This is a genomic window from Ruegeria sp. AL3, from assembly GCF_056536065.1.
Map to the genome: position 1 here is coordinate 161,210 of NZ_JBQFJG010000001.1, position 13,666 is coordinate 174,875.

Below are 13,666 nucleotides of genomic sequence, written 5' to 3' on the forward strand. Positions count from 1 at the left end.
TTTTTCGAAAAGATGAAGAGGTTATTCGCCGCGTGGGAACCGGGCGTTTTCCTCGACGATGTTCAGATCCATGTGATTGCGCATGTAGCGTTCCGACGCTTTTTGCAGCGGCTGATAGTCCCACGGGTAGTATCCGCCCTGCCGCAGCGCTTCGTACACAACCCAACGCCGCGCCTGGCTGGCACGGACTTCGGCGTCGAAGCGATCCAGATCCCAACGGGCCTCGGATTTGGCACGCAGTGTTTGCAGCGTACCTGCGTGTTCGGGGCTGTCTGCCAGATTGTTCAGTTCGTGCGGGTCGGCCTCAAGATCAAACAACTGATCAGGGTCCAGCGCACAGCGGTTGTATTTCCACTTGCCATATCGCAACGAGACCAGCGGCGCGTAGGATGCCTCGGCCGCGTATTCCATGGCTACCGGTGTGGTTCGTTCCTCGCCCAGTGCCAACGGCACGAGGTTTTCGCCATCGGTCCAGGGGGCAATCTCGGCCATGTCTACGCCGGCCAGCGCCCCTAGGGTCGGCGTTACGTCAATTGTTGACACCGGAGCATCAATCCGGCCGGCGGGCAGATCAGGCGACGCGATCATAAGCGGCACTCGCGCCGAACCTTCGTAGAAGTTCATCTTGAACCACAGCCCGCGTTCACCCAACATGTCCCCGTGATCCGAAACGAAAAGGATGATCGCCTCTTGCCGGGTGGTTTCCAGCACTTCGAGGATTTCGCCTATCTTGTCGTCCAGATAGGAAATATTGGCGAAATAGGCGCGGCGCGACTTGCGAATGTCTTCCTCGGTGATGTCGAAGCTACGCCAGTCGTTGGCATCGAAGATCCGCTTGGCGTGAGGATCCTGGTTGTCATAGCCGATATCAGCGATTTCGGGCAGCAGATGCGCGCAATCCTCGTAAAGGTCCCAGTATTTGCGCCGGGCGACATAGGGATCATGCGGATGGGTGAAGCTGACGGTTACGCACCACGGGCGATCATCCTTGCCGCGTGCCAGATCATAAAGCTTGGCCTTGGCGTTGTAGGCGACCTCGTCATCATATTCCATCTGGTTGGAAATCTCGGCAATACCCGCGCCGGTGACGGACCCCATGTTGTGATACCACCAGTCGATGCGTTCACCCGGCTTGCGGTAATCCGGGGTCCAGCCGAAATCGGCCGGGTAGATGTCGGTGGTCAGGCGGTCTTCGAACCCGTGCAGCTGATCGGGACCGACGAAATGCATCTTGCCCGACAGGCAGGTGTAATAGCCCGCGCGGCGCAGTTGATGTGCGTATGTGGGGATATCGCTGCGAAACTCGGCCGCGTTGTCATAGACGCCGGTGCGCGACGGCAATTGACCGGACATGAAGCTGGCCCGCCCGGGCGCGCACAAGGGCGACGCCGTGTAAGCGTTGGCAAACCGGGTTGACCGTTCTGCCAGTTTCTTCAGGTTCGGAGCGTGAAGCCAATCAGCGGGACCGTCTGGAAAGAGAGTCCCGTTGAGCTGATCCACCATCAGGATCAGAATGTTCGGTTTTGTCATTTTTCAGCCTCGAGCAGAGTGTTGAGCACACGCATCGCGTGGTTCACGGCCAGTTGCGGTTCTTCAGGGGCGCTGAGTGCGGCGCGGATGTACAGACCGTCAATCAGGGCAACCATGTTCTCGGCCGCCTCTTGCGGGTCAGCCAACTTGTGCCGCAGGGCGTGGGTCAGATTGGATTTGATGCGGGCCTGATAGATCTGCCACAGGCGCAGGGCATCATCATTTGTCTGAGCCAGCACATAGAAGGTCATCCATGCCGCGATCACATCGGGTGTGAAACAAGAAGGCGCAAAACACGCCCTGACGATCGCCTGCGCCCTTTGGTCCGGCGTAGCCGCTTTCAGCTCGCCCCTTGCTTCTTCGCCGAAGTCCGACAGGATCCGGCGCATGGCGGCCAGAAAGATCTGATCCTTGCCGCCGAAATAGTGATGCGCAAGCGCGCTGGACATGCCCGCACGTTTGGCAATCTGACTGACGGTTACATCAAGGGATTTCTTCACGCCCAGCTCAGCGATTGTCGCGCGAACAATCGCATCCCGGCGGATTGGCTCCATTCCGACTTTTGGCATCGTTCTCCCCTTGAGCAGGCGTCACGGGACCACGCTAGGGGGTTTTTATTGACTCGTCAATTAATGAAAAATCAGAGAGCGATGTCGTTACAGCTTCGGCGCAATACTCGGAGGCGTCAAGTCCTTGCGGTTCAACATGAATTCGCGCCACGATATAAAGCTCACGGCGGCAAGGATCAGCGTGCCGCCCGCGACAACCCACACGTCAACGCTTTCATGGAAAACCGCGGCGCCCAGGATCGTGGCCCATATCAGCTGAAGAAACGTCACCGGCTGCGTGACGGCCACTGGCGCCGCCTGAAGCGCCAGGGTCATGAAATAGTGCCCGGCGGTCGCAAAGCTGGCCACCAGAAAAAGAACCCCGATATCCCGCAGGCTTGGCTGCGTCCAAACGGCGATCGCAAAGGGTATCAAGGCAATAGTCACCCAGATCGACAGATGTGCCACAACGACGGCGGGTGGTACGTCACGCACCAGAATCTTGGCCAATAAATACGACCCCCCAAGGGTCAGGGCCGTTCCCAACATGGCCAGATGGCCTGATGACACTTCGCGAAACCCGGGCCGCAGGATGATCAGGACGCCAACCAGAGCGACCAAAATCGCAGCAATCCGGCGAAAGGCCAGCTTTTCGCCCAAAAACAGGGCCGCCCCCAGTGTGACGTAAACCGGAGTCATGTAATTCATAGCTGTAACTTCGGCCAGTGGGATCTGTGTCATCGCAAAGAACCAGAGCATGACCGCAACCGCATGCACGACGCCTCGCAGACCGAACAGCGTCAGCAGGCGGGGGGTCAGATGCGTCGCCATGATCGACCGCATGGCCGGCAACAGAAACACCAACCCCAGCACATATCGCAGAAAGGCGGCCTGGATGGAATTCATCGATGTGCCCAGCGACTTCACCAGCGCGGTCATCACAACAAAGGACAAGCCGGCGGCGAACATCCAGAACATGCCGGCAAGCGGACGGGACGATACGGTGGATGAAGTCATGTTCAAGGTTGAACACCGAAACCCGGCCGGGAACAACCCTTCACATGGTAACAAGTTTCAACGCGATACCCAACATGACCACGCCAATCCCTGCGTCCAGCACCTGCCACGCCCTGGGGCGCGCAAAAACAGGCGACAGGATGCTTGCCCCATAGCCAAGCGAAAAGAAGAATACAAAGCTGGATGTCATCGCGCCGAGGGCGAAACCAAGCCGGTCGTCATATTGGGCCGAGATCGAGCCGATCAGCACGACCGTATCCAGATATACATGCGGATTCAGCCAGGTGAACGCGAAAACCGTCAGCAGCGCAGCCTTGAGGCTGGTTCGCTTGCCATTGCCGATTTCCATCACCGAACCACCCAGCCAGGACGACCGAAGACTGCGCAAGCCATACCAGGTCAGGAATGCCGCCCCACCGTATCGCATCACGGTTTCGAACCAGGGTGCGGCCTGTGCCAGTGTGCCAAAACCTGCTACGCCTGCTCCGATCAGGATGGCATCAGACACCGCGCAGGTCAGGCACAGAAAAAACACATGCTCGCGTCGCAAGCCCTGCCTCAGAACAAAGGCGTTCTGCGCCCCGATGGCGAGGATCAGGCTGAAACCCAGCGCGAAACCGGCGATCACGGATGTAGGCATGGTACCTCCTGCGTTGCCTTTGCGTTGACTAATGGCCGCGATGCGATCTATCAAATTAAAGATGTTGCCCTCAGTTAAGTTTTGCTAATGCTGCTGGATCCTCACCAATTGGCCGCCTTGTCAGCCATTCTGCGCCATGGCAGCTTTGATGCGGCGGCGGCGGAACTGGCTGTAACCCCTTCGGCGATATCCCAGCGGATAAAAGCGCTGGAGGATCGCGTGGGCGCCTCGCTCATCCATCGGGGAACCCCTTGCACCGGAACGCCAGCCGGGCAGCGCATCGCACGTTACGCTGAAGATGTCGGACTGCTCGAGGCGCAGCTGGCACGGGAATTGGCTCTGGTACAAGAACCCGGGTCCGCAAGGGTTCGCGTTGCGGTACCCGCCGACATTCTGGCCACCTGGTTCATTGACGCGATGGCGCGGGTGCCCGATCTGTTGTTCGACCTTGTGATCGACGATCAGGATCATTCTGCAGACTGGCTGAGGCGCGGCGAGGTCAGCGCCGCCGTCACTGTCGGCGGACAAACCGTGAGCGGTTGCGACGCGATTGAGCTGGGCGTGTTGAGGTATCTGCCCACCGCCAGCCCGGAATTTGTCAACACCTGGTTCAAGAACGGCGTGACCGAGGAAACCCTCAGCAAAGCGCCTTGCCTTGTCTTCAACAGGAAGGACGGTCTGCAAAAAGCGTGGATCGCACATCACACCGGCAAACATCTGTCACCGCCTTTCCACTTCCTGCCATCTTCGCAAGGGTTCGTTGATGCCGCAATCGCCGGAATTGGCTGGGGCATGAACCCCGCAGCCCTTGTGCAAGACGCCATGGCGCGCGGACTTCTGAGCCCGATCGTTCCAGATGCGCCACTGGACATCGCGCTCAGCTGGCAGGTCGGGCGGGTTCTTGCCCCGGCGCTCAAACCCCTTACACAGGCAGTCCAGCATGCTGCGCAACGGGTTTTACTACCGTCACAAGGCAAATAGTCAGACTCATTCGATTGGAGGAACCAATGTTCTCGCGCGACGCCCTCAGTTATGACCCCATTCCCCTGCCTGACCGATGCGAGATCAGTGATGCGGACATGCAGGACGCGGCAGTGGCTTTTTTTGAAAAGATGCGGCGACGTCATACCGTTCGGGACTTCTCCACGCGCCCGGTGGCTCGTGACGTGATCGAAACCTGCCTGCGCACCGCGGGAACAGCCCCGTCAGGTGCAAACCACCAGCCCTGGCATTTTGCTGCAATCTCGGACCCCAAGCTGAAACTGCGCATCCGCGAGGAAGCCGAGGAAGAAGAGCGTCGCTTTTACGCGGGAGCGGCGGGCGATGAATGGATCAAGGCTCTGGAACCCATCGGGACAAACGCAGTCAAGGAACATCTGACCATCGCCCCGTGGCTGATCGTGGTCTTTGCCCAACGCTGGGGGCAATTCGAAGACGGGACGCGGTACAAGAATTACTATGTGCCAGAAAGTGTGAACATTGCCACCGGCTTTCTGCTGGCGGCGTTGCATCACGCCGGTCTCAGCACATTGACACATACCCCGAATCCGATGCGATTTCTGACCGATGCGCTGGGTCGGCCCGCTTCAGAGAAACCGACAATGATCATCGCAGTTGGACATCCCTCGGAAACCGCGACCGTGCCGTCCGTTGCAAAGCTGAAAAAGCCCCTGGACGAGATTTCTTCCTTTTTCTAGGCGGAGCCGCATCAGCCCTGTGTGCCAGAGGCGTCCTTTCGGCCCGGCGACATCGTCAGATAGCATGTCACGCAGGCCACCAGGCTGGCCGCGACTATGAACCCGACGGCCAATGCAACCTCGTGCATATGGGCGACCGCGGCCAGAGCCGCCGAAAGCAGCACCGCCAACAAACGGGTAAAAGACTTGATCGCGGCTGATCCCTGAACGCGCTGTTCCTTGGGCGCGACGTCCAGGAAATAGAGCTTGCGCGCGCTGCTGATCCCGGTCACCGCAACGGTGACGACAAACAGCGCGATCGCGTGCAGATGCACATCGTGATCGATACCCAAGTCGTGAAATGCCAGAAGAACGCCACCGGTTGCGGCCACCATCAGTGTCCCGACCACCATGACGGCACGATGAGACTTCATGTTCACGACCTGCCACAAAGGCCCGGACACAAGATAGCCCGAAGCAGATGAAACAATCATCGCGGTCAGTCCCTTGGCCGAGCTGTGATGCGCCTCGGCCGCGATCAGCGCGAAGAACGGGACAGAGAGCGAAACAGCCACCAAGAGCATTCGCATGACCATGTAACGCCGAAACCACGAGTATTCGAACATGCCCAGAATACCCCGGGCATTGGCCTTGAACGACAGCTTTGCCGTGGGTCCGGTCTTGTTTGCCGACTCCGCCGAGCGGGCATTCTCTGTCATGGCCAGCATCAAAAGCCCTGACAGCATGAAGAACGCAACCGATACACCGATCATGGTTGAGTGGCGGGAAAAAGGTGGGTTTTCCCTGGTGATCTGATGCACCAGCATGGCAAGACCGATGGCACACAGGCCTCCGCCCCCAAGTTGCAGGTAATGCAGGACCATGCGCGAACGCGAGTGGACATGATCGCCCAGCAGATCGGTGAACATCAGGTTCTGAACCTCGTCCACAAGACCGATCACGAAAAAGACCGCCACGAAAACCACTGCGATCAACGGAACGATCCCGGTCGAGGCGGCCACCATCGCCAAAACCAGACAGGATCCGATGATCGCTTCGGTCAGGGCAATGGCGCGTTTCTTTTGCGATTTCGCCGCGACGGATTGCGCCAGAAAGAAATCGGAAATCATGCTGCCAATCATTCGCACCGAAACCAGCGCGCCCGCCACGAACATCGGCAATTCGAATGACACGGCCAGAAACGGCAAAACCACCGATGGGCTGCCCAGAGTCCACGCAACCTGAGACACGATACTCTGCCCAGCAAGAACCGGCACGTTTCGCTTGGCCTTTTCAGCAGTCGCATCCATCGCGGATCTTTCGGTGGTGTTGTCCCGGAAATTCCGAGTTTTTCCAGCCTATGCGTTTCGAAGGGTTCAGCCAACAACTCTTCAAAACTGTCCGAAAACGAAAAAACCCGGCCGTTGAGCCGGGTTTCGCCGTCAAGATCCGCAACAACTCAGAGCTGTGCCATCACCTCATCCGAGGCTTCGAAATTGGTCGTGACACGCTGCACGTCGTCATCGTCTTCCAGCGCGTCCACCAGCTTCATCAGCTTTTGCATGTCTTCCAGACCCAGCTCGGTCGTGGTGGTCGGCTTCCAGACCAATTTGGTGGATTCCGATTCACCCAGCGCGGCTTCCAACGCGTTCGAAACGTCGTTCAGATCCGTATCCGCACACCAGATGATGTGGCCATCCTCTGAACTTTCGACATCTTCCGCGCCGGCCTCGATGGCGGCTTCGAAAATGGTGTCTGCGTCACCCGCCGTTGCCGGGTAAATCACTTCGCCCTTGCGTTCAAACATAAACCCGACCGAGCCCGTCTCGCCCAGATTGCCGCCGTTCTTGGAAAAGGTCGAACGCACGGTCGACGCAGTGCGGTTGCGGTTGTCCGTCATGGTTTCAACAATCACGGCCACGCCGTTGGGGCCATAGCCCTCGTAGCGGATTTCTTCGTAATCGTCGCCTTCACCGGCGGTGGACTTTTTGATCGCGCGGTCAATCACATCCTTGGGAACCGAGTTCGACTTGGCCTCTTTCACGGCCAGACGCAAGCGCGGGTTCTTGTCGGGATCGGGGTCGCCCATCTTGGCGGCAACGGTGATCTCTTTCGACAGTTTGGAAAACAGTTTGGACCGCGCGGCGTCCTGACGCCCCTTGCGGTGCTGGATGTTGGCCCATTTTGAGTGGCCTGCCATAATGCGTCCTCGTCATCGTGATTGCGTGTTCGGCGCTCATATAGACGTTTGCAGGGGGCAGGATCAAGAGAGCGGCTTGCGACGGCTTCACCGACTAGTATGGTGACGGCATGACGACAGACCAGATCATTCTTTTTGCGCTTTTCATCACCGTCTTCGGAATGCTGCTGTGGGGCCGGTTTCGATACGACCTTGTGGCCTTTGCCGCGCTGATGATCGGCGTCGTGCTGGGCGTCGTGCCAATGGACGACGCCTTTGTCGGGTTTGGCCACCCGGCCACCATCATCGTGGCGCTGGTTCTGGTCGTCTCTGCCGGTCTGGTCCGGTCCGGAGCAGTGTTCCTGATCACCCGCACGCTGGTGGATGCCTCGCGGGGTCTGGGCGCGCATATCGCCCTGATGGGTGGGATCGGTGCGGTTCTGTCGGCCTTCATGAACAACGTAGCGGCGCTGGCGCTGCTGATGCCCGTGGACATTCAGACCGCACGCAAGGCCGGACGATCAGTGGGCCTGTCGCTGATGCCGCTGAGCTTTGCCACCATTCTGGGGGGGATGGCGACGCTGATCGGCACACCTCCGAACATCATCATCGCGTCGATCCGGGCCGAAACACTGGGCGAGCCGTTTCACATGTTCGATTTTGCCCCGGTCGGTGGGCTGGCCGCGATCGCCGGTCTTGCCTTTGTCGCACTGGTAGGCTGGCGCCTGATCCCCAATCGCGGACCGCAGGCCGAGACATCGGAAACCTTGGCCGAGTACATCGCCGAGCTGACCGTTCCCCCGGAATCCGCCCATATCGGCAAACGGGTCAGCGAGCTTTATGATGTGGCCGAGAAATCGGACGTGGCCATCATCGGATTAATCCGGGATGGCAAGCGTCGTTATGGCCGGTCGGCGCACGCTGTTTTACAAGAAGGTGACGCGCTGGTTCTGGAAGCCGGACCCGAAGCGCTGGACGAGTTTCGCGCGGCGCTCAATCTCAACTTCTCGGACACGCGCCGGCAGGAATTGCTGACGGCTGAGGGTGACGGGCTGGAAGTGATCGAAGTCGTCGTGCCGGAAAGCGCGCGTATCACAGGTCGCACGGCACAAGGGCTTGGGCTGGCCTGGCGGCAAAGCACCGTTCTGATGGGCATCTCACGCCAGGGGCGCAGGATCACCCAACAGGTCCGCAAGACCGAGGTGGAACCGGGCGATATCCTACTGCTGCTCTGCCCCCGCGACCGCGCTGCGGATGTTACGGAATGGCTGGGTTGCCTGCCCCTTGCCGGACGCGGGCTGAACGTTACTGCAAACGACAAGGCAGGGTTGGCCATCGGTCTGTTTGCCGCCGCTGTTTTGGCCGCAAGTGTTGGGTTGATCTATCTGCCCATTGCTTTGGGGCTGGTCGTGATTGCTTATGTGCTGACCAAGATCATGCCAATCACCGACATTTACAATCACATCGAATGGCCGGTGGTCGTATTGCTGGGGTCCATGATCCCTCTGGGCAGCGCTTTGGAGACCTCGGGCGGCACCGAACTGATCGCAAACGCCCTGATCCAGCTGACCGATGGTCTGCCCGCCTGGGCCATTCTGACCGTATTGATGGTTGTCACGATGACTTTGTCGGACGTGTTGAACAACACCGCCACCGCCATTGTCGCCGCGCCGGTCGGGATACAGATGGCACGCACGCTCGAGGTGTCACCCGACCCGTTCCTGATGACCGTGGCCGTTGCGGCCTCGGCTGCCTTCCTGACCCCCATCGGACACAAGAACAACACGCTGGTTCTGGGTCCCGGCGGCTATCGGTTCGGAGATTACTGGCGCATGGGATTGCCGCTGGAAGTGCTGATCATAGCCGTTTCTGTTCCCGCCATTCTTGTATTCTGGCCGCTGTGACCGGTAAAGGCTGCGCATGAAACCCTTTTTGATCCTGCAACTGCGCCCCGAAACAGATGCGTCCGACGCCGAATATGCCTCGATCCTGAACCGGAGCGGGTTGTCTCCTGAACAGACGCATCGCGTCCGTTTGGATTGCGACGACCTGCCAGAAGGGCTGGATGTCACGGAGTATGCCGGTGTCATCGTAGGCGGCGGACCGGGATGCGTCAGTGACGACCCGGCGACCAAATCCCCGCTGGATGCCCGGATCGAGGCTGCGATCATGGGATTGATGCCGCAGATCATCGCACGGGATCACCCGTTCATGGGCTGCTGCTATGGCCTTGGCATTCTGGCGGCTTACCTGGACGGCGACGTCAGCAAGGCCCGGTATGGCGAACCCGTCGGACCATCCACGTGCCACCTGACACCGGAGGGGCGGCAGGATCCGTTGACCGCCGGGTTGGAACCCACCTTCGACGCTTTCGTTGGCCACAAGGAAGCGGTTCAGGCTCTGCCAGAGGGATGCGTGCACCTTGTCGCGTCAGACCCCTGCCCGTTCCAGATGATCCGTTGGGGGCAGAACGTATACGCCACGCAGTTCCACCCAGAAGCCGACGCCAGGGATTTTGAACAGCGCATCAATATCTACAAGAACCACGGCTATTTCCCGCCTGAAGACGCGCAAAAACTAATCGACCACTGCCATTCGGCCGATGTCACGCAGCCGGGCGAAATCCTGCGCCGGTTCGTCCGACGATACGAATGACCCAACGGCGCGGTTGCCTGCGCCTTGCCCCCTCGCATAGGCTGATCTGACGCAACTTTGGGAGGAGTTGTCCTTGGATTTGCTTTTGAATGTCGGCTTGCCGGTGTCGCTTGCCATTATCATGTTGTCTCTGGGCATCGGGCTGGAGGTGGCAGACTTCCGTCGTGTCCTGAGCCGGCGACGCGCCTTTGCCATCGGGGCGGCAAGCCAGATTGTTCTCTTGCCAGTCGCGGCCTTTGTGACGGTCACAATCTTTGCATTGCCCCCCGAGATCGCGGTTGGTTTCATGCTGCTCAGTTTTTGCCCGGGCGGCGTAACCAGCAACATCCTCTCCAAGCTCGCCAAAGCCGATGTCGCGCTTTCGGTCAGCCTGACCGCCGTGATCAGCCTTTTGTCGATGGTGACCGTGCCAATACTGGCCGCGTGGTCGATCAGGCACTTCATGGGCGACGAAGCCCCCGAGGTTTCGATCACCGGTCTGGCTGTTGCATTGTTTCTGATAACAACGCTGCCCGTGGCCATCGGGGTCGGAATTCGCAACTTTGCAACAGGGTTTGCAAACCGCGTAGAGCCGGGATTGTCGACGCTCGCGACCGTTTTGTTCGTGCTGATCGTTGCCGCGGCACTGGCCGGGAACTGGCAATTGTTCGTCGACAATCTTGGCATCATGGGCGCAGGTTTGATTTCTTTGAATATCGCCCTGCTGTTCATCGGGCTCGGGCTGGCGCGGATATCAAACCTGTCCTGGAATGAGTGCAAGACGATCTCGATCGAAACCGGAATTCAAAACTCCACGCTGGGCATTACACTGGCGACGCTGATCACGAATACCGAAAGCGGGTTCAGCCCGCTGGCCCTGCCCTCGGCAGTTTATGGCATTACGATGTACGCCGTGGTTCTGCCGTTTCTTGTCTGGTTCCGCAGGCGCTGAAAGGACCGTTATGACAAACAACACTGCTGATGCGATCGTAATCGGTGCTGGTCTGGCCGGATTGGCCGCCGCCGCCGAACTGGGCGACCGAGGTAAGAAGGTAATCATACTCGATCAGGAACCAGAAGGTTTTCTGGGCGGCCAGGCCTTCTGGAGCCTGGGCGGCTTGTTCATGGTCGACACGCCGGAACAACGCCGCATGGGTATCCGCGACAGCCACGATCTGGCATTGCGCGACTGGATCGGAAGCGCGCAGTTTGACCGCGAAGAAGACACCTGGCCCCGCAAATGGGCCGAGGCGTATATCGAGTTCGCCGCCGGTGAAATGCGCCCCTGGCTGCATGACATGGGCCTGCGCTGGTTTCCGGTCGTGGGTTGGGCTGAACGTGGCGGGTCTTATGCAAACGGGCATGGCAATTCCGTCCCGCGCTTTCACATCACCTGGGGCACCGGACCCGGCGTACTGGAACACTTCATCCGCCGGGTCCGCGACCATGTCAGCGCCGGCCTGATCCAGCTGAAGTTCCGCCATCAGGTCAGCCATATCATCATGCAGAACGGCGAGGCCAAGGGCGTCTCGGGCGAGGTTCTGGCCGATGATGCGGCCCCACGCGGCGGCAAGACCAACCGTGACGAGGTGGGCGAGTTCGAGGTCTATGCACCATCCGTCATCGTCACCTCGGGCGGGATCGGTGGCAATTTCGAGATGGTGCGCCAGAACTGGCCCCGCGACCGCCTGGGCGAACCGCCCAAGGACATGGTGGCGGGTGTGCCCTTCCATGTGGATGGTCGGATGATCGCCATCAGCGAAAAGGCCGGTGGCCATGTCATCAACGGAGACCGCATGTGGCATTACACCGAAGGCGTGCGCAACTGGGATCCGATCTGGCCCGACCATGGCATTCGCATTCTGCCCGGTCCCAGCTCGATGTGGTTCGACGCGCGCGGAAACCGGTTGCAGCCCCCCTGCCTGCCCGGGTTCGACACGCTGGGCACCCTGCGCGAAATCCTTAAGACTGGCTATGAATACAGTTGGTTCGTCCTGACACAGAAGGTGATCAAGAAAGAATTCGCCCTGTCCGGGTCTGAACAGAACCCCGATTTCACATCAGGCAGCTGGAAGGAAGTGATCCGGCAGCGCATCCTTTCGGGGTCGAAAGCCACCGGCCCGGTCGAGGCGTTCAAGGAAAAGGGCGAGGATTTTGTCGTCGCCAACACGTTGACCGAACTGGTGAGTGGCATGAACCACCTGGGCAGGGGTCTGATCGGCGAGGCGCATCTGCGCGCCCAGATCGAAGCACGGGATTCACAGGTGGACAATCCGTTCTCAAAAGACGCGCAGATGATGGCGATCCTGGCGGCGCGCAACTATCGCGGCGACAAGCTGATCCGCACCGCCAAACCGCACAAGTTCCTGGACCCCAGGAATGGCCCGCTGATCGCGGTCAAGCTGCACGTGCTGACCCGCAAGACACTGGGCGGTTTGCAGACCAATCTGGACAGTCAGATGATCGGCGCCGACGGTCAGGTTGTGCCGGGCCTGTTCGCAGCCGGCGAAGTCGCCGGGTTCGGAGGCGGTGGCTATCACGGCTACAACGCGCTTGAGGGAACTTTCCTGGGCGGCTGCATCTTTGCGGGTCGCAACGCCGGACGATCGAGGGCCATCGCGTGACAGCCCTGCCCTATTACTTGCGCATCATTTTGATCACCGGCTCACCCTGAGCATCCAGCAAGGCCAGCGCGTTGCCTTGCATCGCGAAGGTCGTGACACTTTGCATCGCCTTGAGAAACTGCCGCTCGACCTCATCCAGCGGGGGTGGGCAAGCCATGAGCGTTGCAGCCATATTGTCCGGGAACGCAATCCGATTGTCAGAAATCTCGGCCTGGCCACTGAACCGGTTGCAACCTCCGCTGCCTGAAAATGCCCCGCCCTGCCCAAAAGCAAGTTCAGGACGTTTCTCTGTCTCGACAGCCGCACCATTGAGGCCCGAAGCGACCCATCCGGTGTTTTCCAGCATCGCAGCATCTTGGTGTTGCACCTGTATCATCAGCAGGTCAGCTGAATTCTCGGCCCCATGTGTCAGAACCGGATAAACGGTATCCGTGGTGAACAACAGCTTTTGCCCCTGCATGACCGAAGCACGCACGGCGTATCTGCGCCCGTCCTGAATCAATGCGTCATCATAAGTCAGTTCGAACTGCGCCGGCACACCGGTCAAGGAATATCTCTGCGCGGCAAGCGTTTCGGCCGGCGCATCCGCCAATGAGATATCCTGAAGCTCGACGAACAAGGTCGTGTCAGGCGGAAGCGCAATACGCTCTCGGTAGGTTGCAGTTCCTTCGACGGTTCCGGCAAGCGATGCGCCGCTCAAAACGGTGGCGAAAGCAACCGCAGGAAACATGGTGCGGCCGAATGTCAGCATGGCAGTACCCCTTAAAGTAATATTTCTACAAAAGATTGCTGTTCATCTGACATTTACAAGTACGCCG

Annotated in this window: 13 protein-coding genes; 6 read left to right on the top strand and 7 right to left on the bottom strand. The window is 59.3% G+C overall.

What is annotated here, in order from left to right; all coding sequences use genetic code 11:
• Positions 1-21: 21 nt before the first annotated feature.
• The 4 genes from betC to ACR3E6_RS00810 form a co-directional block, all read right to left on the bottom strand.
• On the bottom strand, positions 22-1,530 hold the full coding sequence (gene betC, locus ACR3E6_RS00795; RefSeq protein WP_480485336.1) for a choline-sulfatase: 1,509 nt from the start codon (positions 1,528-1,530) through the stop codon (positions 22-24).
• A complete protein-coding gene (betI, locus tag ACR3E6_RS00800; protein ID WP_171630867.1) occupies positions 1,527-2,099 on the bottom strand; it encodes a choline-binding transcriptional repressor BetI in 573 nt (190 codons plus the stop codon). Before betI ends, betC begins: the two co-directional genes overlap by 4 nt.
• Positions 2,100-2,186: 87 nt before the next feature.
• A complete protein-coding gene (locus tag ACR3E6_RS00805; protein WP_171633757.1) occupies positions 2,187-3,095 on the bottom strand; it encodes a DMT family transporter in 909 nt (302 codons plus the stop codon).
• Positions 3,096-3,135: 40 nt separating this feature from the next.
• Positions 3,136-3,735, bottom strand: coding sequence for a LysE/ArgO family amino acid transporter (locus tag ACR3E6_RS00810; protein WP_171630864.1), 600 nt, complete (start codon positions 3,733-3,735; stop codon positions 3,136-3,138).
• An 87-nt stretch (positions 3,736-3,822) separates the two neighbouring features.
• Here ACR3E6_RS00810 and ACR3E6_RS00815 point away from each other — a divergent pair, with 87 nt between their 5' ends.
• Positions 3,823-4,716: a LysR family transcriptional regulator ArgP gene (locus ACR3E6_RS00815; protein WP_171722875.1), complete on the top strand. Its 894-nt coding sequence runs from the start codon at positions 3,823-3,825 to the stop codon at positions 4,714-4,716.
• Between the two features lie 26 nt (positions 4,717-4,742).
• A complete protein-coding gene (locus ACR3E6_RS00820; RefSeq protein WP_171722874.1) occupies positions 4,743-5,432 on the top strand; it encodes a nitroreductase family protein in 690 nt (229 codons plus the stop codon).
• An 11-nt stretch (positions 5,433-5,443) separates the two neighbouring features.
• On the opposite strand, the gene ACR3E6_RS00825 is transcribed toward ACR3E6_RS00820, so the two are convergent.
• The gene (locus ACR3E6_RS00825) at positions 5,444-6,721 is read right to left on the bottom strand and encodes a permease (RefSeq protein ID WP_480485339.1); all 1,278 of its coding nucleotides are present in this window, start codon (positions 6,719-6,721) and stop codon (positions 5,444-5,446) included.
• Positions 6,722-6,870: 149 nt separating this feature from the next.
• Positions 6,871-7,611, bottom strand: coding sequence for a YebC/PmpR family DNA-binding transcriptional regulator (locus ACR3E6_RS00830; RefSeq protein ID WP_152458737.1), 741 nt, complete (start codon positions 7,609-7,611; stop codon positions 6,871-6,873).
• A gap of 110 nt (positions 7,612-7,721) precedes the next feature.
• Here ACR3E6_RS00830 and ACR3E6_RS00835 point away from each other — a divergent pair, with 110 nt between their 5' ends.
• The 4 genes from ACR3E6_RS00835 (at position 7,722) to ACR3E6_RS00850 (ending at position 12,848) form a co-directional block, all read left to right on the top strand.
• Positions 7,722-9,494 carry an SLC13 family permease gene (locus tag ACR3E6_RS00835; RefSeq protein ID WP_480485341.1) on the top strand — a complete coding sequence of 591 codons (1,773 nt, stop codon included), beginning with the start codon at positions 7,722-7,724 and terminating at the stop codon, positions 9,492-9,494.
• Between the two features lie 16 nt (positions 9,495-9,510).
• The gene (locus tag ACR3E6_RS00840) at positions 9,511-10,245 is read left to right on the top strand and encodes a glutamine amidotransferase (protein ID WP_480485343.1); all 735 of its coding nucleotides are present in this window, start codon (positions 9,511-9,513) and stop codon (positions 10,243-10,245) included.
• A 73-nt stretch (positions 10,246-10,318) separates the two neighbouring features.
• Positions 10,319-11,176 (top strand): bile acid:sodium symporter family protein, encoded by an 858-nt coding sequence (locus ACR3E6_RS00845; RefSeq protein ID WP_480485345.1) that lies wholly within the window; start codon positions 10,319-10,321, stop codon positions 11,174-11,176.
• A gap of 10 nt (positions 11,177-11,186) precedes the next feature.
• Positions 11,187-12,848, top strand: a complete 1,662-nt coding sequence (locus tag ACR3E6_RS00850; RefSeq protein ID WP_480485347.1) for an FAD-binding dehydrogenase — start codon at positions 11,187-11,189, stop codon at positions 12,846-12,848.
• 13 nt (positions 12,849-12,861) lie between these two features.
• Here ACR3E6_RS00850 and ACR3E6_RS00855 read toward each other — a convergent pair whose 3' ends face one another.
• Positions 12,862-13,599 carry a YbaY family lipoprotein gene (locus ACR3E6_RS00855; protein WP_480485349.1) on the bottom strand — a complete coding sequence of 246 codons (738 nt, stop codon included), beginning with the start codon at positions 13,597-13,599 and terminating at the stop codon, positions 12,862-12,864.
• Between the last annotated feature and the right edge of the window lie 67 nt (positions 13,600-13,666).

What these genes read in the sequence shown, in the direction of transcription:
- betC (WP_480485336.1), bottom strand. Translation starts at nt 1,530, where the DNA reads ATGACAAAACCGAACATTCTGATCCTGATGGTGGATCAGCTCAACGGG.
- betI (WP_171630867.1), bottom strand. Translation starts at nt 2,099, where the DNA reads ATGCCAAAAGTCGGAATGGAGCCAATCCGCCGGGATGCGATTGTTCGC.
- ACR3E6_RS00805 (WP_171633757.1), bottom strand. Translation starts at nt 3,095, where the DNA reads ATGACTTCATCCACCGTATCGTCCCGTCCGCTTGCCGGCATGTTCTGG.
- ACR3E6_RS00810 (WP_171630864.1), bottom strand. Translation starts at nt 3,735, where the DNA reads ATGCCTACATCCGTGATCGCCGGTTTCGCGCTGGGTTTCAGCCTGATC.
- ACR3E6_RS00815 (WP_171722875.1), top strand. Translation starts at nt 3,823, where the DNA reads ATGCTGCTGGATCCTCACCAATTGGCCGCCTTGTCAGCCATTCTGCGC.
- ACR3E6_RS00820 (WP_171722874.1), top strand. Translation starts at nt 4,743, where the DNA reads ATGTTCTCGCGCGACGCCCTCAGTTATGACCCCATTCCCCTGCCTGAC.
- ACR3E6_RS00825 (WP_480485339.1), bottom strand. Translation starts at nt 6,721, where the DNA reads ATGGATGCGACTGCTGAAAAGGCCAAGCGAAACGTGCCGGTTCTTGCT.
- ACR3E6_RS00830 (WP_152458737.1), bottom strand. Translation starts at nt 7,611, where the DNA reads ATGGCAGGCCACTCAAAATGGGCCAACATCCAGCACCGCAAGGGGCGT.
- ACR3E6_RS00835 (WP_480485341.1), top strand. Translation starts at nt 7,722, where the DNA reads ATGACGACAGACCAGATCATTCTTTTTGCGCTTTTCATCACCGTCTTC.
- ACR3E6_RS00840 (WP_480485343.1), top strand. Translation starts at nt 9,511, where the DNA reads ATGAAACCCTTTTTGATCCTGCAACTGCGCCCCGAAACAGATGCGTCC.
- ACR3E6_RS00850 (WP_480485347.1), top strand. Translation starts at nt 11,187, where the DNA reads ATGACAAACAACACTGCTGATGCGATCGTAATCGGTGCTGGTCTGGCC.
- ACR3E6_RS00855 (WP_480485349.1), bottom strand. Translation starts at nt 13,599, where the DNA reads ATGCTGACATTCGGCCGCACCATGTTTCCTGCGGTTGCTTTCGCCACC.